The sequence below is a fragment of the Nocardioides sp. NPDC127514 genome, from assembly GCF_040302125.1.
GTDB lineage: Bacteria > Actinomycetota > Actinomycetes > Propionibacteriales > Nocardioidaceae > Nocardioides.
In genome coordinates this window covers 15,401-33,323 of record NZ_JBEORF010000021.1, presented here as the reverse complement: position 1 = coordinate 33,323, position 17,923 = coordinate 15,401, and the positions used below count along the sequence as shown (strand labels likewise).

Here is a 17,923-nt window from a genome sequence, read left to right as displayed (position 1 = left end):
GGCGTGGCCATCATCGGAGTCATCGCCTGCGCTGCAGGCGGCGTGGAGCAACTCTGCGACGAACTGGTCACCCCGTTGGTGGATGCGGGCCACCAGGTCCCGGTGACCCTGACGCCGACGGCGTTCAGCTGGCTCAGCGCGAACGGCGAGGCAGACCGGATCGAGGCCATCACCGGCTTCCCGGTGCGGGGCCCGAGCCGCCTCCCGTGGGAGCCGCGCACTCATCCCGCGCAGCTCGACGCCATCGTCGTCGCCCCCGCGACCTTCAACAGCACAGCCAAGATCGCCCTGGGCCTGGCCGACAACCAGGCACTCACCGTTGTCACCGAGAGCCTCACGACCGTCCCGGTCGTGCTCTTCCCCCTCATCAACGCCGCCCATGCCGAGCACCCCGCCTGGCCCTCCCACGTGGCAGCCCTACGTGCCGCCGGCGTCGACCTCATCGAGGGTCGCGACGTCTGGCCCCTCTACCCGCCCCGTCAGATGCCTCCGGACCAGGCGTTGCCATGGAAGGCGATCGTTGACGCTGCGCAACAGGCTGCAAATCGCTCCTAGTACACCGCAGTTTGCGTCACCAACCTGAGGGACGAGCATGCGATTGCGTAAGGCTTCGGTCCCGAGTCGTAGCTGCACCTATATGCCGCAGGTCGCGTCTTCACCCGCCCACTACCGCGAATCGGTGAAGACAAGTCTGTCGCACAGGGGCACGATCGAGGAAAGGGGAGTTCCAGCAGAACGAGGGTGATGGAATTGACCAACGACGACATAACCGGGAATGCCGAGACCCAGGCAATTCCCGAGGTGGAGATCGGCGGGTCGACGATCCAGGTCCCCGAGTTGCTCGAGTACTCCCTGCCCCACGAGGTCAATTTCAAGCGGCCGCTCCAGAGTGTGGGACCAGAGTTTCTATTCACAGGCTCGATTCTGATGGCGGCCGATGGCCGTCTGTACTTCATCCCCTCGGGCGAATTCGAGGGCCTTGAATCCATCGCGCACGCCGATCTCGGAGACTGACTTCCGTCCGACGACGGGGCCGTTATAACGGATGCGCCACGTATGACCATCGTGGAGGACACGATCGTGGCTACGAAAGATACGGATTTCGCAACACTTTCTTCGCAGATCGCCGCAGCAATGATCAGCGCGCTCGAAGCTCGACCCCGGAGTCGGTCGGCAGACGAGAACCCGATGACGGTAACGGTCGGTGCAGTGATGTCGACTGGGAACGGCATCCCCACTGTGGTCGATCCATTCGGGACCCAGACACCGACCGGAGATCTCGCCGATCCGTCCCTCATGAGAAGCCGACCGCTTTCACGCGGTGACCTCTCTCGCCTCACCGGCCGGGCGCCGATCACACGCTCCAGCGTTGGCAAACTGAACGACTCGATCAGCGAAGACATCCCCAAGTGCTTGAGTCTGCTGCGAACCTTGACCGCAGATCCCCAGTCATGGAACGAACTCTTCGACCTGGACGACGACCTTCGGGACCTGATTCGTAGACTCGATCCAGCGGTAACTTCGGCGTTCGCCAAGCTCGTGGCCAAGCTGGAGCTGTTCCGCGACGAACTCACATCCATCACGTTCGACGTTATCCCGCCATCAGGGCCGAAGGCGCGAAGCGGCGATGACAAGTGGTACACGCCCGACAAGTTCGAGTTCAAACTCGAGGGCGGCGTGGGTTACGAATCCGGGGAGAAGTCACACTCCACTGCAGAAGTGAAGGCCTCCGGCACGGTCGTCTGGGAGTTCTAGAAGATGTCGCGCCGGCTGACCTGTCCTAGCGCCCGAACTGAGTTCGAAGGCAGCGAAGTCATCGGGATAGTTCTGCCCAGTGAAGACCACGGTCGGCAGATTCAGTTTCTCCCGCATCCTGTCCCGGTGACGGATGAGATGCGGGCGATCCCACAGGCCCTACCTTTCTCGGAGTTCCTGCGGGTGGCCGCCCCATGCGCCGATTCCAAGTGCGCAAACTTCGAAGACGGAGCCTGCACCGTCGCATCCTCGGTGCGCGGGACAGAGCCCATGGTGGCGGACCTGCCTCCCTGCCATGTGCGCGGGACGTGTCGGTGGTTCCGCCAAGAAGGTCGAGAGATCTGTTTCCGTTGCCCGGCCGTAGTCACTGACACACTGATGCAGAGAGATGACTCCATTGACTGAAGGCCTCGCCCTCCATATCGGCCTGAACGAGATCGATCCCAGGTCTTACGACGGCTGGAATGGGCGCCTGGACGCAGGTGAGAACGATGCACTCGCCATGGCTGAGTTGACCGAGTCACTCGGGTACGAGACGACCACGCTCCTGTCGCACCAGGCGACCGCCGAGGCAGTCTTGGAAGCGATCCGTGACGCTGCAGATCGGATACCCGTGAACGGGATCGTTGTGATCACGTACGCCGGACACGGCGGGCAATTTGAAGACCTCGGCGACGATGAGGAGGATCGCCGCGATGAGACGTGGCTCCTCTATGACCGCGAGGTGCTCGACGACGAGATTCGCGACGCCCTGAGCTTCTTCCGTGCGGGAGTCAGGGTCGTCGTCCTGTCCGACAGCTGCCACAGCGGGACGGTCGTGCGCGGCGTCTACGAGCGCGCCTACGAGGACCTCCCCGAGGTTCGGGCTGCCTACCATCGCGTCGCGGCGACCCTGCCGACTCGATCCCGGACCCGAGGGACAGGCGCCAGCGGTCCGCGCTTGCGGGGAGCACCTGTGGAGGTCCAGCGCCGGGTCCTGCGGAAACATCGGGACCAGTATGTCGAGATACGCCGGTCTGTCCCGCGAGACGCGACTCCGAGCGCATCGTTGATCCTTCTGTCTGGCTGCCAGGACAATCAGGAGTCCATGGAGATCGACGGCCATGGCGTCTTCACGGCGGCTCTGCTGGATCACTTCGAGCGCCCGGAGCCCAACCAGACCTACCGGTCGTTACACACGTCGATCAGCAGAGAGATGCCGCCGACACAAAGCCCGGGGCTGCTCACCCTGGGGCCAGCGTGGCAGGCGCTCGTAGAGCAGACTCCGTTCGAGATCCAGCCACCGACGACCTCGCCTTCACCTGATGCAGGAGCGCATGTGCCCTCGCCTCAACCGGAACCAACCTGGCGGTTCGAAGTGGACGTAGCCGAGCAGCTCAGTTCGCCGGAACGACTGGGCCGGCTCACGATCGAGTATCGGCCGTGACGCCTCGCCGAGGGCTTTGATCGGCAGCCAGGTGGTCAGGCACCCGGCGAACCCACTCTCCTAGGACGGAACAGAAGTAGCCCCTGACTCGCGTCTCCGCAGGCCAGGGGCTACTTGCTCTGTGGACGATACTGGGTTTGAACCTATCTCGCGCACCTCGGCGGAGATGCGGACACACCTTAGAAAACATACGATTGACCTGCATGAACGCGAAGCGCTGATGTGGACACGAGTGGACATGGAGAGCCATATCTGGCCGATCTAGTCCCACGTTAGTCCCACGAATCCACGCCTCGCGCCTTGACCGACGGGGTGAGTCTGACTATGGCGAAGAATGACAAGCGAGGCTTCGGCAGCATCGAGAAACTGCCATCCAAGCGCTTTCGCGCCTACTACGCCGACCCTGACGGCCGCACGATGGCGACGAAGTCCGGGCATGTGAAGCCAATGCGACACAACGCGCCGAACACCTTCGATTCGCGCCTGGACGCCGAGGCGTGGCTGCTCGACGAACGGCGGCTCATCTCCGAGGGCCGATGGACTCCGCCCGCCCACCGCAAGGCAGCCCGGGCGCAAGCGCCGTTGACCTTTGGTGAGTACGCTCCCCAGTGGCTCCGGACGAGGAAGGTGAAGGGCCGGCCGCTGGCGCCTACTACCCGTGATGACTACGAAGACCTCCTCCGCCTGCACATCCTGCCGACATTCGCGGATACGCCGCTGCGGGAGATTACCCCTGAGAACGTCGATACGTGGTTTGAGCGCACTGCACCTGGCCGCCCAACAACGCGCGCCCGTGCGTACGGGCTGTTCCGCACCATCCTGAACACGGCAATCGATCGCAACCTGATCCAGGGCGCCAACCCCGCGAAGGTCCGCGGCGGCGGAATGGTGAAGGCCACTCACGACGTGGACCCAGTCGACAACGACGAACTGGCCGTCCTCGCTGCCGCGGTCCCCGAACGGCGGATGTTGATGGTCCAACTCGGGGCCTGGACCGGTCTCCGGTTCGGCGAGCTCACCGAACTCCGTCGCAAGGACATCGACACGCGCACAAAGGTGATCAAGGTCCGCCGAGGCGTCGTCCTGGTTCGGAACGTGCCCGAGGAGCTGCCCAACGACACTCGGCCCTGTGGCTGCCGGCCGGGCTGCATCATCGGCCCGCCGAAGACCGACGCCGGTGTACGCGACGTACCGATCCCGCCGCACCTCCTTCCGGGCGTCCGGCATCACTTGCTGACGCACTCCCGGCCAGGCTCCGAGGGCCTGTTGTTCCCAGGCAAAGACGACAATCACCTCACGCCGTCGTCGTTCTATGGCCGGGCCACGACCTTCCACAAGAAGGGGCCGCGGAAGGGGCAGGTGAAGCGAATCGGGCATGGCTGGTACGAGGCACGGGTCGCCGCGGGGCGGCCGAATCTGCACTTTCACGACCTCCGGCACACTGGACTCACCAGCGCGGCGGTTGCAGGAGCGACACTGGCAGAACTCATGAACCTGGCTGGGCACACGACCCCGCAGGCGGCGTTGCGCTATCAGCACGCCAGCCAGGATCGGATGCAGGAACTGGCATCCAGACTTTCGAAGCTCGCCGGATTCGACGTCGATGCGGCTGCCGAGTCTGACTCATGAACGTGAGCTTGGAATCGGACGCGCGGACGCCTCGAGATCGGACAACCGCACGCGGATGCAGCGAGGACCGAACCGGTAGGCGGGAAGCGTCCCGGCAGCAATGCGCCGCCGCAGGGTCTTGACGGACTGACCGACATGATCGGCGGCGTCAGCAAGGCTGAGATACGGGTTCTCCACAGTTACGGTCGGAATCTGGCCCATGATGCTCCTCAACGGCATGTGTCACTACCTGAGAGGTGCGATGCGGTCACCGCTGAGGTCGGCGCCCGAGGCAACGGCGGCTCCATCCTTGTCTAGCCGCCTCGATGCGCTCGAGGGCCGAGTGGCGCCGAGCGCAGGAGTGTCTGATCCTCTGGCGACTCGCGTGAGACAAAGACGGCTCGTGCTATCGCAGGACGGCATCCCGAGGCCTGACCTGCGTTCAGGTCAGGCCCAGAATCGCGACTTGTTCGCCCGACTTCGTGGAACGCCCGGCAAAACTGGCTCTTCACAATCGAGGGTGTAGTTGGGGTCGGAAGCCGCCAGTCTCGAGTAGTGATCTGGCGATGTAGTTCGTCAGGTTGCGGAACCCGAGGGCGGAGCCGCGGAGGTGTTCAAGGCGGCCGTTGATCGCTTCGGTGGGGCCGTTGGATGTGCCGGGCCGGTCGAAGGAGGCGAGCACGTCGGCGGCGCGCTTGGTCAGGGTGCGGCCGAGCGTGATGATCTCGCTGAACGGGCTGGGGACGCCTCGGCTGATCGACTCGATCAATGCCTCATCAGCTCGCGGCCCCGGGTTCGGTCGGGCTCACGGTAGGCGGCGATCATCCGCTGGTAGATGCCCCAGGTGGCTTCGACCTCGACGTGGGCGTTGGCCGCGAATAGCTCCGTCAGCCGGTGCTGCTGGGTCTCGGTGAGCAGGTCGGCGCCGGGGTGCAGGGTGCGTCGCGCGGCATATAGTGGATCGCCGGTGCGGCCTCGGTGCCCGTGGGTGGCTTGCTGGACCCGGCGCCGGCACTGATCCAGGGCGTCGCCTGCCAGACGGACGACGTGGAAGGGGTCCAGCACCGGCACAGTCTCGGGTAGCTTTTCGGCGGTGGCGGTCTTGAACCCGGTGAACCCGTCCATCGAAACGACCTCGATATTGTCGCGCCAGGACTTGTCACGTTCGGCGAGCCAGGCCTTGAACGCCTGTTTGGAGCGGTCGGCGACCATGTCCAGAAGCCGCGCCAGCCCGGTGCAGTTGCGGATCGGCGTCAGGTCGATGATCACGGTCACGTACTTGTCGCCACGCCGGGTGTGCCGCCAGACGTGCTCGTCCACGCCGATGACGTGCACGTCGTCGAAGCGGTGCGGATCGTCGATCAGGACCCGGCGGCCCTCGGCCAGGACCACGTCGTTGGCGGTGTTCCACGAGACCCCCAGAGCGTCGGCGACGCGGGCGACACTCAGGTGTTGGCACACCAGGGCTTCCAGCGCCCACCACAGGCCACGTCGCGACAGCTTCGCCCGCGGCTCGGCGGCCCGCGACGTGTCCTGGCGCCACACGTGACCGCACCCGGCGCACCGGTATCGGCGGATGCTGACCTCCAAAACCGTGGGCCGCCACCCGAACGGCTCGTGCGCCAACCGCCGGACCACCGTGTCCCTGGCCGCACCCTGGCATCCGCAGCGACGACACCATTTGTCGGGCTCGACAACCCGGCACCGGAGAATCGCCCGATCGGGCTCTAACCGCTGCGCGAGCACTTCGAGCCCGAGATCATCAAGACGAGCGAACGTGGTCAGGTCAGGGCGGGCGAAGGTAGCGTCAGACACGTCGAGGTCTTCCAGATGGACGGCATAGTCACCTCCATCCTCGGGAGACCTCGACCCCTACCCGGCTACCGACGCGCCGACCGGACTACACCCTCAACTGCGACTGCGAAGAGCCCAAAATCGCCCCGGTGCGAGGGTCGGCCAGCGTGTTACGTTCGGGCCATGACCAGACCCGGTGAGATCCTCGGCAGCGTGGTCGCCGCCAGCGAGCGCGAGCAGCTCGAGACGTACCTGGATTACCTGCGTGACGCCGTCGTGCGCAAGGCCCGCGGGGTGTCGGAGGAGGACTCCCGGCGCAGCCCGGTGCCGACCGGCACCAACCTCGGCGGCCTGATCAAACACCTGCGGTGGGTGGAACTGGGCGGGTTCGCCCAGCAGATCGGGCAGATCCCCGCCGCGGAGCTGCCCACGCCGCCGTGGACCGACGCAGACCCGGAGGCCGACCTGCGGCTGGAGCCGAACGAGAAGCTCGACGACGTCATCGCCGCCTACCAGGCGGCGTGCGACCGCTCCCGCGAGATCGCCGCCCAGCACAGCCTCGACTACGCCGTCACCACACCGCGGGGCAGGGAGCTGACGTGGATGTACCTGCACGTGATCGTGGAGACCGCCCGGCACGCGGGCCACGCGGACATCCTGCGCGAGATGATCGACGGCAGCGTCGGCGACTGACGGCTCGCGGCGCGTCCTCGGTCCGTGTTCCGGGTCGTCGGAGGCGGCGTTACAACGGTATCGGCGGAGGCTGACCTCCAACACCGTGGGCCGCCACCCGAACGGCTCGTGCGCCAACCGCCGGACCACCGTGTCCCTGGCCGCACCCTGGCATCCGCAGCGACGACACCATTTGTCGGGCTCGACAACCCGGCACCGGAGAATCGCCCGATCGGGCTCCAACCGCTGCCCGAGCACTTCGAGCCCGAGATCATAGTCACCCCCATCCTCGGGAGACCTCGACCCCTACCCGGCCACCGACGCGCCGACCGGACTACACCCTCAACTGCGAAGAGCCGCAAAACTTCCGACGCTGCACATCAGTGGTAAGCGCGTTGCCAGCGAAAGGATCCCGAGCACACGGTGAAGGACGAGATCGACTTCGACTATTGCGGCGGTTCGACGCGGCCACTCGAACCGGGCAGCAATTGGGCTGTGTGATCGTCCGGTTGACGGCTGAGCGATACCCGCACGCTAAGCGAGTGACAACTGCGGCGCGGGCAAGGCTCGGTCAACCGCGGCAAGGCGGCCGAAAACGGACTTGTTGTCTCGGCATCGACGTCCCGCGACAGATCGACTCTGCTTCGGGCCTTGTTATGGGGTGACGTCCCGTCTATGTGCCAAGAGCAGAGCCGTGTTCCCAACTGCCGGTTCGAGGATTTGATCCCAAGCCATGCGAACCACACCGAGGTGTTCTGGCGCGGTCAGCCCAGCTTGCTCGTCTTGGATGTATCGATGGTCTGAATCGAGGTGGCTGTAGTTGAGTACCACGTCCCCTGCCAGTGCTGAAGGGAGCCGACGTCGATGGATCAGGCCTCCACGGACCTCGTCGCGAACCCAGACCGTCACCTCGTCCTCAGCCAGTTCACATAAGCTCACCCAGGCGGGTATCGCGGAGTAGTAGCCAGCAAGTCGGTCGAGCTCCTTCTTGCTGAAGACTGGCGCCATCCACCTCCCTGAGCCCTTCTGCGTTCGAAGGGGCTTCCCGGTAGCCAGTTCCAGCAGCGTGGCCAACCGGTCGAGGACTGAGACCTGTTTGATGAGTGCTCCATCCAGCAACATGCCGGCGAGCCATCGACTCAGATGTCGGTCGCCGGACAGCGTGCCATGGAGATCGTCAAGAAGCCTGGACGCCTGCGTTAAAGGAACATACGGGGCCACCAATGCCTTGACGTGCTCGGGCATCGCGAAATCCGGTGCGGACGTACCGTCGGGGCCGTTGACCGTGAAGTCCCGTAGCAACATGTAAGCCATGCAGGTGCTGAATTGGATCTCGTCCATCAGTCGCTGTAGCTCCGTGAGGGTATCGGCGAGCCGCGCCCCAGTGGTCGGCGCAAGACTCTCCTCTTCGGGGTCGCCGTCCTGCGGCATGAGCGGCTGGCTCAGGCCCTCCAAGGAGATGCGCGGCCAGTCCGCTTCGAACCTGGCACCATCGGCGGCTGCGATTTCGCTGAGGACCAATCTGGAAATAGCAGCAATCTCGGGCGTTGACTCATGCATAGTCCTGAGTATCGCGGCTACTCGAGATTCGTTATGACCGGCCTTCGGCCAGAATCGGTCGAGGTGCTCGATGGAACCCCCGCGCCGAGCGCGACGCGGGCATGAGTACCCGTTTTCGATCGTGACCCCGACTGCCGTGCCACACAGGATGTCCTGGTCCGCCTGTTCCGACGCCATCGGGTTGGGCAACCGAACCTCGGCCCACCAACCTGATGAGGTCAGGCCATTCCGAGTTTTCCCAGTGCCCCAGCGAGTGCTCCGCGGCGATCGACGGCCTCCGCGACCGCGTCAGCCGGGAGACCGGCTTGGGTGAGCAGCCGAGAACGGACTATCCAGCGCAGCACGAGTTCGGACCAGTGCATTTGCGCATACGCCTTTTCATCCAGAGTCGAGGGGTGAGCTACGCGGCTTCGAAGACTCGTTACTCGCCTGGGGAAGTTCGGGTCGGCCGCAAGAACCTGCTCACCGAGCGGCCCTGCATTCCTGAGGAGTGCTGCCACCTTTGCGGTCAGTCCTGGCTGATTGCCGCTGCGTAGGCGTTGGGTAGCCCAATCCAGGTCAGCCGGTGGAAGATTCCCCGCGTCGAGCGCTGCGACTGCTCGGTCCACTTTTTCCTTGTGAGCGGCCTGCTGTTCCGTCGTCGGTGCTACGAGGGTGTTCGCGAGGTCCTCAGCTGCCTGGAAGGTTGAGGCAAACCAGTTGTCTGCGTACATGAACGACGCGTCGAACGAGCTGCACAACAGTCCGGTCGCGGCCCGGAGGTCGACTCTGCTGCGGAACCACCCGGCAAGCACCTCTTCGAACGAGATCGGCAGCTCCTTGTGCGTCATGAGGGTTTCGGCTCCCCAGCTACGCAGCCACAGCGGGTCGTAATCCAAGTACTCGTTCTCGACCACCTCGCGGAACTTCACCCGGCGTGGCTTGCCTCCGCTCTCAGGGGTAACGGTCAGATTCACGACCTTCACGCTGCGCCCTAGGAGTACGACGAGCAGGTCTTTCAGCGGGCGAATGACCTTCTCATTGACGTGGTCGAGAGACATCGGTTCGTGGTCGACGATCAGCCAGGTGCGCCGTCTGAGATCGACGACCAGGTGCCCTCCTGTGCCAGACACAGTCGATACCAGTTCGACCTTCATGCCATCGAAGTCGCCTGTTTCGAGGACCGTCCGCTCGAGGCTGATTTGACCGTCCAATGGGTCCTTCTTGTCCCACATGATCATGTGCGGTGGGTCGACCCAAGCGGTGAGCAGGTCGAACTCGACACCGGTTCGTACGAAGGTGGGGTCGACCACGTATTCCCCAACGAGGGCGACCGACGCTCTCCACGATTGATACCCGTCTTGGCCAGTGCCCAACGGGTTCAGCAGCGTTACCTGACCTTCGTCGCGGAGGTCACCGAGCAGGAGAGGGAGGCGCATCGACGGTGGCTCTTGTCCGGGACGTTGGTCCGGGAACTCAACATGTTCTAGGGGTGCGTCGAGCCTCAGGACGAATGACGTCCCGGAAACGCTCAAGTCACCGAGGCTGCGGTCTGAGGATTCAGGGACAAAGAAGGCCCCGGTGTGCTCGAACGGCTCCATGTCGCAACGCTAGGCCGTACCCAACCCCGATGCCCCAGGTTTCGGCGGGCATATGACAGCACCAGGTCATATTCGCCGCTGAGATAGCTTCGTCGGGATTGCTGCACGAGCTGGTGACAGTTCGTGCAGCATTCCCCGGCCATCCTGCCTACGGATCTGTCTGGCCGGCTAGACGCGAACCGACGAGGCTGCCGCACAAGCGCCGGCCTCGTCGATGCCTTCGAATAGGCTCTGTTCCCACGAACCGGTCGCCGGCCTGTCACCTGTGTGTTGGTGGGTCGGCGGCTGCAGGTCGGACGTGGCAGTTGAGCATGCCTTTGATGCCCATCTGTTCTGCCTGGCTCTGGACTCTTCAGTGCCGGGCTACGGTTCCGGTGAGTCGCCGGAACCGTGCTCTCCACCCAAAACGCATCAACGCCCACGGCATCGCCGGCGCCTTCGAAGTGTCTGACCTCAGGCAGAACTCGACGTATGGGCTGGCTTGTCTCGGCGGAGCAGGCTGAGGCGGCCGGCGTGGCATCCGACGCCTATGACGACCATGGCAGCCCTTGTTCACGTGGTCGATAATCGACTGCGGCGCCTACCTGGATGCTTACCTCCCAGGCGGCGCTCGCTAGGGACGGAGGGGGGAGCAAGCTGTGTCGTCGCAGGTCACACGCATGCTCCCGCGAAAGTCGAGCGGAACGTCGGCTGCCGATCGCGGGCCTCCGGAGCTGTGCAAGATGGCCCGGCCGGCCCTTCATGTACAGCAAGCGCCGATCGTCCAGGCCGAGACGTTCGGTGGACGTCAACGACCTTGTCCGGGTCCAGGGGCTGCGACGTGTCAGTCCGCCTTTGCTGACGTAGTGACTCCACCCTTCAGGTCACGTAGGCAGCACCGCCCAAGGTTCAGAAACACGGCGGACGGTTAGGAACCGATGGCGGCATTCGTATCGATCAGCGAGGTAGTCGTGTTCTAGATGCAGCCGCTGGCCCCACCATCACTCGCTACACACGGTTGGCAGATCGAGGTAAATCGCCACGAGCGGGGTGTGGGGTGCACCTGGTGGACGTGAGCCAGACGCGAAAGACCAAGACCTGCGTGGAGTGCGGGCGGAAGTTTCCGCGCAAGGGCGGCCGAGGGCGCCCGCGACTGTATTGCAGTCCGCAGTGCCGCAACCGCGCGCACACGCGGCGGAGGACACCCAAGCCATCTCGCGCGCCGTCATCCCACACAGATGCCCAGCCGCGGCGGCCCATGACAACAGCCGAGCTGCTCCAGAAGATCCAGGCCAGCATCTCGACACAGGATGCCCAAGAAGTCATCGACTGGATCGTGGACTCACCGGACGCGATGCACGTGTTGCTCCAAGAGTTCATCGTGCGTATCGCGCTGGGTCGGATTCTTGAGGACGTGCAATACCAGAATGCTGTCAATAGCCTGACCACGGCGTACTCGATGGTCGGTCGGATCACGCGCGGCAACTTCACCCTGCCCGCCTACGGTCAAGATTATTGATGTCAGTTCACCCGCGTTGTCATAGCATGCGCGCCGGCGCCGGGGAGGCGACAGAGGAGCGCCATGGTCGAGCGGACTACCGCGTGGCCTTCGAGTACTTCGATGCACGGGTACCTGCGGACTGCAGTCGAGGTACTGTGAACCGTCAAAGCCTCCGAGCGGATCACCGATGCCGAGGCCGTTGAGCTCCATGCGTTCGGCGACCAGATATCCGCCGCACTGGCCACCGGAGACATCGCTGATTACGCTTGCCGCCACGATCAGCTCCGTGCCGCGGTACTAGGCATGGCGTCGCAAGGAGTAGCGACAAAGCTGCTTCAGCACTTGAAGACACTTGACGTGCGCCGCCAACTTCGACTCACCTACTCGCCGGGCTGGCCCCAGGTTTCTCTCGGTCACGACCTTGCGCTGATCGAGGCGGTCGCCAGCCGGGATGCGGCGGCTGCCGAGGTGGCTGCCCGCAACAGACTCGCGAGTGTGTTGAAGGCGCTGCGCGAGCTGACGGCCTGAGTCCCACTCTGCCTGGGGCCAACGCGTCTCGGGCGATAGTGCGTTGGTTAAACGTTGGCGGCTTCCGCGTCCGGTCCAGAGTTCTGGAACAAGGCTCAGGACAGCTTCGCCGCAAGCCCGGGGCTCGGCGTTCGAACGATGAGTCCCCGGCGGAACACCATGGCGACGCTCAACAGGCTGATCAGCGTGAGCACGGTGAGGTAGATGCCGATGGGGTATGAGGCGCCCGTGCGCGCGAACAGGGCGGTGGCCACGGTTGGCGCGAGCCCACCACCGAGGATCGTCCCGATCTGGTAGGCCAGCGACGTACCGCTGTAGCGGACGCGTGGCTCGAAGAGATCGGTGAGGAGTGCGGCGACCGGACCATAGGTGACCGCGACGAAGGTGGCGATGAGGAGCATCGCGACCAGGATCAGCGGGTAGCTTCGGGTGTCGAGGAGCGGGAACAGCGACGCTGTGGATGCTGCGAGACCAACCCCGCCGATCAGCAGCACGCGCTTCTGTCCGACACGATCAGCAAGGCTGGAGGCCCACGGAGTGACGACCATCCACAGCGCGGCGCTGATCAGTGTGAAGGTCAAGATCGTGTTGCGCTCCAAGCCCAGTGGCCCTGTCGTGTACGAGAGAACGTAGAGCGAAAGAACATAGCCCAAGGTGCCGGTCCCGATCATGCAGCCGGCCCCGAGCACGATCTGCGGACGCGCGGTCTTGAGCACCTCGATCAGTGGCGCCGCCTGCGCCTTCCCGTCGCTCTTCGCGGCAACGAACTCGGGGGATTCGGTGACGGCCCTGCGGATGATGAGACCACCGATGACGAGGACGGCACTGAGCAGGAACGGCACTCGCCATCCCCAGGCGACGAACGCCTCGGGGCTCACGCTACGTGAGACGAGGAGGAAGGCCAGGTTGGCGAGAATGACGCCGGCGGGAACACCCATCTGGGGGAAGCTGCCGTACAGGTTCCTGCGGCGCGCCGGAGCGTGCTCTGTTGCCATGAGGACTGCTCCGCTCCACTCTCCGCCGACCCCGAGTCCCTGGACGAAGCGGAGAACGACGAGCAGGATCGGCGCCCACACGCCGATGGTGGCGTACGTGGGGAGCAACCCGACGCAGAAGGTCGCGCCGCCGACCGTGAGGATCGACAGGATCAGCATCGGCTTCCGGCCGATCCGGTCTCCGAAGTGTCCCATCAGGACGCCGCCGAGCGGGCGGGCGAAGAAGCCCACCGAGTACGTCGCGAAGGCGGCCAGTGTGCCGGCGACGGCGGAGTAGTTCGGGAAGAAGAGCGGCCCGAAGACGATCGCGGCGGCCGCCCCGTAGATGAAGTAGTCGTACCACTCGAGTGCAGTGCCCACGAAGCTTGCCCAGGCGGCTCGGCGCGGGGAGCTCTGGTGTCTCGGTTCGGTTCGGGAAGGTGTCGTCGGCATCGTTGCTCCTGGTCTCTCTGCCGCCTCGATGTGGCGGTCATCACGGAACGTAGGCTCCACAGGAGCGCGCCGACTCGTGACGTTGACAGCGAACACCGGCCGACTTCGGCAGGTCTGGACGAGACAGTTGACTCTCGCCGGCTCGGTGTCTCGGATCTCCACCTCGAGCAGTACGTCTTTTGTCGCGGTGACCAGCGTCATACGGGCCTGTTGGCAGCGGGACGGCCGCGCGATGGCGAGGCGGCTCTGCCCAACTAGCGTCGACGTGAACCGACCGGTGGGCGTCTTCGCTGCGCCGAATAGGGAGGACGATATGACACGAACCGGAGCCGACGTGCCCGCAACCTATGTCTTCGATGGCCCGACGAGCCTTCGCGGGCACAACATGAACAAGCTGTTCATGTCTCTGATCGACCGCGACAACCGGCACGACTTCCTCGCCGACGAGGAAGCCTGCTGCGCTCGATTCGCGCTCTCCGAGGCACAGACTACGGCTGTCCTCACGCGGGACTGGCAGGCCATGCTCGATCTAGGCGGGAGCATCTTCTACATCTACAAGCTCGCGATGATCGACGGACTCTCCATGCAGTTCCTCGGTGGGGTGTTCACCGGCATGTCGGAAGCCGAGTTCCTGGCCGCGATGCAGGCGGGAGGGCGTACCGATGTCTGAGGTCATCTGGGGTCTCGGCACGTCGCATGTGCCATCGATCGGGGCCGCGATCGACAGAGGCAAGGCGGACGACCCGAGCTGGGCGCCGCTGTTCGACGGGTATGGTCCTGCGCAGGAATGGCTGGCGGAGAACACCCCCGACGTGGCGATCCTCGTATACAACGACCATGCGAACGGGGTCGACCTCGACATCGTGCCGACCTTTGCCATCGGCACGGCAGAGCGGTACACCGTGGCTGATGAGGGCTTCGGTCGCCGGCCTGTCCCCGACGTGGTGGGTCATCCCGATCTCTCGTTCCACCTGGTGCAGAGCCTGATCGATGACGGGTTCGACCTCACCGTGTTCTCCGAGCTGGAGGTCGACCACGGCTTCACCGTGCCGCTCTCCGTGTGGAAGCCCGATCCTGGTGACGCCTGGCCCTGCCCGGTGATCCCGATCATGGTCAACGTCATTCGTTATCCCCAGCCGACAGCCGCGCGATGTTACGCGTTGGGACAGGCGATCGGTCGGGCGCTTGCCGGCTACAGCGGAGTCAAGACGGTCGGAATCCTCGGTACCGGTGGCATGTCGCACCAGCTCGCCGGCGCCCGAGCCGGCTTCATCAACCCGACGTTCGACCACATGTTCCTCGAGGCGATCGAGAACGATCCCGCCAAGCTCGCCGCCCTCACCCGTGAGGACTACATCCGCGAAGCCGGATCTGAGGGGATCGAGCTGATCATGTGGCTGATCATGCGCGGTGCGCTGAATGCGCGAGTCCGCAAGGTCCACTCGGCCTACCACGTGCCGGCATCCAACACCGCGGCCGGCCTTGCCCTGTTCGACAACAGACCCTAGGGAAACGCGGACGACCTGAAGGACCCGACCGGCACCCGGCCGGACGCGATACGAGGAGTGCTGAGAAGAAGTGAGTGCAGAGATCATCGACGGCCGAGCGGCCGCCCGAACGTTGAAGGAGGCCGTGGCATTCGACGTCGCGCGTCTCAAGGCTGGGGGAACCGGGATCGGACTGGCGACCGTCGTAGTCGGCGAGGAATACAGCTCGGCGGCTTACGTGCGTCGGCTGACGCGGCTCGCTACCGAGCTGGACATCCCGCACCGGCCGTGCGTCTTGCCCGCCGACGCCTCGCAGACCGAGGTCATCGACCTCGTCCGGGAGCTCAACGGCGACCCGGCCATCTCGGGGATCCTGGTGCTGCGCCCGCTGCCGGCGCACGTCGACGAGGCGGCGGTCTTCCGTGCGCTCGACCCGCGTAAGGACATCGAGGCAGTACATCCGGAGAATGCCGGGCTCCTTGCGCTCGGTGTGCCCCGGTTCGTCCCGTCGACCGCCGCATCCGTCTTTCACCTGCTGGACACCTGGCTCGACTCGACCGGGCAGAACCGAGCGGACTTCTACCACCGGTCGCTGATCGTCGTGGTCGGACGATCGAACAACGTGGGCAAGCCGGCGATCTCCCTGGGGTACGAGCGGCAGGCAAGCGTCCAGTCCGTTGATGAGTGGGCAGACAGGAGCACGGGCCTGGGACGACACACCCGCTGGGCAGACGTGCTGATCGTCGCCGCGGGCAAGGCCGGGCTCATCAAGGCGGAGCATGTCAGCGACAACGCCGTCGTCATCGACGTGGGCATCAACGCGCAGACCGGCGAGGACGGTCAGGTCCACATGGTCGGCGACGTCGACTACGCATCCGTTGCTCCTCGAGCACGGGCGATCACGCCGGTCCCCGGCGGCGTCGGTCCGGTCACCGACGTGTGGCTCGTACGCAACACCATCCTGGCTGCGCGCCTGCTCTCCGGAATGACGCCTGACGAGGCTACCGCCTCCCTGACCGATCCGAGCACCTTGACCGCTAGCCCCGCACACATCTCCCTCCAGGAGGCGTCATGACCGTCCCTACCGATGCCCGTCGCGGCGTCCTGCTCCTGTCTTGTCCTGACACGCTGGGAATCGTGAACGCTGTCTCCGAGCTCCTGCTGCAGGAGGAGTGCACCATCGTGCAGAGCCAGCAGTTCGGAGACGCGATGAACGACACGTTCTTCATGCGTGTGGAGTTCAAGCGCATCGATGAGTCGCCTCTCGACTTCGAGCGGCTACACAGCCGGATGCACGCGGTGGGGGAGCGCCTCGCCATGACCTGGCACCTTGCAGACGCGAGCGAGCGGCTGCGCGTCGTCATCATGGTGAGCAAGTTCGCGCACTGCCTCAATGACCTGCTGTTCCGCAACTCCATCGGAGAGCTGAACCTCGATGTCGTCGCCGTGGTCTCCAACCACCCCGACCTGGGCCGGATCGCCGACAGCTTCGGAGTCCCCTTCCGGCACATCCCGGTCACGAAGGAGACCAAGCCGCAGGCCGAGGCGGCGCTACTGGACCTGGTCCGTGAGAACGATGTCGATCTGGTGGTGCTGGCGCGCTACATGCAGATCCTCTCCGACGATCTGTGCAAGCAGCTCGATGGCAAAGCCATCAACATCCATCACTCGATGCTTCCGAGCTTCAAGGGTGCTAAGCCGTACCACCAGGCCCATGCCCGAGGAGTGAAGTTCATCGGGGCGACCGCACACTACGTGACGGCGGACCTGGACGAGGGTCCGATCATCGAGCAGGAGCTGATCCGCGTCGACCACTCGCTCGCGCCCGACGAGCTGGCTGCCCGCGGTCGCGAGGCCGAGAGCCGCGCACTTGCCCGTGCGGTGCGATGGCACAGCGAGAACCGGGTTGCGGTCGCGGGGAACAGGACAGTCGTCTTCCCATGAGCATCGAACGCGGGCCGCTGCCCGAACTGACCGTCGATGGCTTTCTCGAACAGCTCGCCGCCCGGGTGCCCGCCCCGGGCGGCGGTGCCACCGCAGCCTTGCACGCGGCACAGGCCGCGGCTCTCCTCGCGATGGCTGCCCGCTATACGACCGGACCGAGATTTGTGCAGCACACCGAGGTCATCTCCGACACGGTCGATCGCTGTGACGCTGCGCGCGACCAGGCGCTGCGTCTGATGGCGGAGGACGCAGCGGCGTTCACCGCCGTGACGGAGGCCTACGGACTTCCGAAGGACACAGCAGAGGCCAAGGAGCAGCGATCTGACGCCGTGGCACGAGCCCTGACGGCGGCCGCGCGGCCGCCGGCACAGGTCGTCCTGGTAGCGAAGGATGTGATGACGCTGGCCGAGGCGCTGCTCCCGATCGCGAACCCGAACCTGGTGACCGACGTGGCCGCTGCGGCCGAAGCAGCACGCGCCGCCGCAACGACAGCACGGCTCAACGTCGAGATCAACCTTCCGGGAATCCGCGACGAACAGGTTCGAGACGAGCTCCTCGGCATCGTTGAGCTGGTCGACCAGCTCGCGGCCCGCTCGGCCGCTGTCGAGCAGGCAGTACGCGGCTCGATCGCCTGAAACGAGCGAAGGTGCGGGGCGGGCTGA

17 protein-coding genes and 2 pseudogenes are annotated in these 17,923 nt (G+C 64.9%); 13 read left to right on the top strand and 6 right to left on the bottom strand.

Annotated elements, in window-relative coordinates; translation table 11 throughout:
• The first annotated feature begins 3 nt into the window (after nucleotides 1-3).
• The 5 genes from ABTX24_RS17470 (at nucleotide 4) to ABTX24_RS17450 (ending at nucleotide 4,810) form a co-directional block, all read left to right on the top strand.
• Entirely contained in the window at nucleotides 4-555 is a 552-nt protein-coding gene (locus ABTX24_RS17470; protein ID WP_350841294.1) for a flavoprotein, read from the top strand.
• Between the two features lie 195 nt (nucleotides 556-750).
• Nucleotides 751-1,014 (top strand): hypothetical protein, encoded by a 264-nt coding sequence (locus ABTX24_RS17465; protein WP_160023463.1) that lies wholly within the window; start codon nucleotides 751-753, stop codon nucleotides 1,012-1,014.
• Nucleotides 1,015-1,056: 42 nt separating this feature from the next.
• Nucleotides 1,057-1,755 carry a hypothetical protein gene (locus ABTX24_RS17460; RefSeq protein ID WP_350841292.1) on the top strand — a complete coding sequence of 233 codons (699 nt, stop codon included), beginning with the start codon at nucleotides 1,057-1,059 and terminating at the stop codon, nucleotides 1,753-1,755.
• Nucleotides 1,756-2,152: 397 nt separating this feature from the next.
• A complete protein-coding gene (locus ABTX24_RS17455; protein WP_350841290.1) occupies nucleotides 2,153-3,181 on the top strand; it encodes a caspase family protein in 1,029 nt (342 codons plus the stop codon).
• A 324-nt stretch (nucleotides 3,182-3,505) separates the two neighbouring features.
• Nucleotides 3,506-4,810 (top strand): tyrosine-type recombinase/integrase, encoded by a 1,305-nt coding sequence (locus ABTX24_RS17450; protein WP_350841288.1) that lies wholly within the window; start codon nucleotides 3,506-3,508, stop codon nucleotides 4,808-4,810.
• On the opposite strand, the gene ABTX24_RS17445 is transcribed toward ABTX24_RS17450, so the two are convergent.
• Nucleotides 4,805-5,011, bottom strand: a complete 207-nt coding sequence (locus tag ABTX24_RS17445) for a helix-turn-helix domain-containing protein (protein ID WP_350841286.1) — start codon at nucleotides 5,009-5,011, stop codon at nucleotides 4,805-4,807. The genes ABTX24_RS17450 and ABTX24_RS17445 overlap by 6 nt on opposite strands.
• Nucleotides 5,012-5,297: 286 nt before the next feature.
• Nucleotides 5,298-6,604, bottom strand: a pseudogene (locus tag ABTX24_RS17440) (ISL3 family transposase).
• Between the two features lie 162 nt (nucleotides 6,605-6,766).
• Between ABTX24_RS17440 and ABTX24_RS17435 the strand changes: the two are divergent.
• On the top strand, nucleotides 6,767-7,276 hold the full coding sequence (locus ABTX24_RS17435; RefSeq protein WP_350841284.1) for a DinB family protein: 510 nt from the start codon (nucleotides 6,767-6,769) through the stop codon (nucleotides 7,274-7,276).
• A 51-nt stretch (nucleotides 7,277-7,327) separates the two neighbouring features.
• Here the strand turns inward: ABTX24_RS17435 and ABTX24_RS17430 are convergent.
• The 3 genes and pseudogenes from ABTX24_RS17430 to ABTX24_RS17420 all read right to left on the bottom strand — a co-directional run.
• Nucleotides 7,328-7,528 (bottom strand): annotated as a pseudogene (locus tag ABTX24_RS17430) (ISL3 family transposase); the annotation flags it as partial.
• A 381-nt stretch (nucleotides 7,529-7,909) separates the two neighbouring features.
• Nucleotides 7,910-8,815 carry a hypothetical protein gene (locus tag ABTX24_RS17425; protein WP_350841282.1) on the bottom strand — a complete coding sequence of 302 codons (906 nt, stop codon included), beginning with the start codon at nucleotides 8,813-8,815 and terminating at the stop codon, nucleotides 7,910-7,912.
• Nucleotides 8,816-9,033: 218 nt separating this feature from the next.
• A complete protein-coding gene (locus ABTX24_RS17420; RefSeq protein WP_350841280.1) occupies nucleotides 9,034-10,395 on the bottom strand; it encodes an ApeA N-terminal domain 1-containing protein in 1,362 nt (453 codons plus the stop codon).
• Nucleotides 10,396-11,632: 1,237 nt separating this feature from the next.
• Between ABTX24_RS17420 and ABTX24_RS17415 the strand changes: the two genes are divergently transcribed.
• Both ABTX24_RS17415 and ABTX24_RS17410 read left to right on the top strand, forming a co-directional pair.
• Complete coding sequence (locus tag ABTX24_RS17415) at nucleotides 11,633-11,893, top strand: hypothetical protein (RefSeq protein ID WP_350841278.1); 261 nt, start codon at nucleotides 11,633-11,635, stop codon at nucleotides 11,891-11,893.
• 162 nt (nucleotides 11,894-12,055) lie between these two features.
• A complete protein-coding gene (locus ABTX24_RS17410) occupies nucleotides 12,056-12,403 on the top strand; it encodes an FCD domain-containing protein (protein ID WP_350841447.1) in 348 nt (115 codons plus the stop codon).
• A 95-nt stretch (nucleotides 12,404-12,498) separates the two neighbouring features.
• Here ABTX24_RS17410 and ABTX24_RS17405 read toward each other — a convergent pair whose 3' ends face one another.
• Nucleotides 12,499-13,758: an MFS transporter gene (locus ABTX24_RS17405; RefSeq protein WP_350841276.1), complete on the bottom strand. Its 1,260-nt coding sequence runs from the start codon at nucleotides 13,756-13,758 to the stop codon at nucleotides 12,499-12,501.
• 385 nt (nucleotides 13,759-14,143) lie between these two features.
• Here ABTX24_RS17405 and ABTX24_RS17400 point away from each other — a divergent pair, with 385 nt between their 5' ends.
• The 5 genes from ABTX24_RS17400 (at nucleotide 14,144) to ABTX24_RS17380 (ending at nucleotide 17,896) form a co-directional block, all read left to right on the top strand.
• Nucleotides 14,144-14,500 carry a hypothetical protein gene (locus tag ABTX24_RS17400; RefSeq protein ID WP_350841274.1) on the top strand — a complete coding sequence of 119 codons (357 nt, stop codon included), beginning with the start codon at nucleotides 14,144-14,146 and terminating at the stop codon, nucleotides 14,498-14,500.
• On the top strand, nucleotides 14,493-15,338 hold the full coding sequence (locus tag ABTX24_RS17395; RefSeq protein WP_350841273.1) for a class III extradiol dioxygenase subunit beta: 846 nt from the start codon (nucleotides 14,493-14,495) through the stop codon (nucleotides 15,336-15,338). Before ABTX24_RS17400 ends, ABTX24_RS17395 begins: the two co-directional genes overlap by 8 nt.
• A 70-nt stretch (nucleotides 15,339-15,408) precedes the next feature.
• Nucleotides 15,409-16,392, top strand: a complete 984-nt coding sequence (locus tag ABTX24_RS17390; protein WP_350841271.1) for a bifunctional 5,10-methylenetetrahydrofolate dehydrogenase/5,10-methenyltetrahydrofolate cyclohydrolase — start codon at nucleotides 15,409-15,411, stop codon at nucleotides 16,390-16,392.
• Nucleotides 16,389-17,261, top strand: a complete 873-nt coding sequence (purU, locus tag ABTX24_RS17385; RefSeq protein WP_350841269.1) for a formyltetrahydrofolate deformylase — start codon at nucleotides 16,389-16,391, stop codon at nucleotides 17,259-17,261. Before ABTX24_RS17390 ends, purU begins: the two co-directional genes overlap by 4 nt.
• Nucleotides 17,258-17,896: a cyclodeaminase/cyclohydrolase family protein gene (locus ABTX24_RS17380; RefSeq protein ID WP_350841267.1), complete on the top strand. Its 639-nt coding sequence runs from the start codon at nucleotides 17,258-17,260 to the stop codon at nucleotides 17,894-17,896. Before purU ends, ABTX24_RS17380 begins: the two co-directional genes overlap by 4 nt.
• The last annotated feature ends 27 nt before the right edge of the window (nucleotides 17,897-17,923 follow it).

Bases quoted from the DNA above. Each gene is read 5' to 3' on its own strand.
- ABTX24_RS17460 (WP_350841292.1), top strand. From the start codon at position 1,057: ATGACCATCGTGGAGGACACGATCGTGGCTACGAAAGATACGGATTTC.
- ABTX24_RS17450 (WP_350841288.1), top strand. From the start codon at position 3,506: ATGGCGAAGAATGACAAGCGAGGCTTCGGCAGCATCGAGAAACTGCCA.
- ABTX24_RS17445 (WP_350841286.1), bottom strand. From the start codon at position 5,011: ATGGGCCAGATTCCGACCGTAACTGTGGAGAACCCGTATCTCAGCCTT.
- ABTX24_RS17435 (WP_350841284.1), top strand. From the start codon at position 6,767: ATGACCAGACCCGGTGAGATCCTCGGCAGCGTGGTCGCCGCCAGCGAG.
- ABTX24_RS17425 (WP_350841282.1), bottom strand. From the start codon at position 8,815: ATGCATGAGTCAACGCCCGAGATTGCTGCTATTTCCAGATTGGTCCTC.
- ABTX24_RS17420 (WP_350841280.1), bottom strand. From the start codon at position 10,395: ATGGAGCCGTTCGAGCACACCGGGGCCTTCTTTGTCCCTGAATCCTCA.
- ABTX24_RS17415 (WP_350841278.1), top strand. From the start codon at position 11,633: ATGACAACAGCCGAGCTGCTCCAGAAGATCCAGGCCAGCATCTCGACA.
- ABTX24_RS17400 (WP_350841274.1), top strand. From the start codon at position 14,144: ATGACACGAACCGGAGCCGACGTGCCCGCAACCTATGTCTTCGATGGC.
- ABTX24_RS17395 (WP_350841273.1), top strand. From the start codon at position 14,493: ATGTCTGAGGTCATCTGGGGTCTCGGCACGTCGCATGTGCCATCGATC.
- purU (WP_350841269.1), top strand. From the start codon at position 16,389: ATGACCGTCCCTACCGATGCCCGTCGCGGCGTCCTGCTCCTGTCTTGT.
- ABTX24_RS17380 (WP_350841267.1), top strand. From the start codon at position 17,258: ATGAGCATCGAACGCGGGCCGCTGCCCGAACTGACCGTCGATGGCTTT.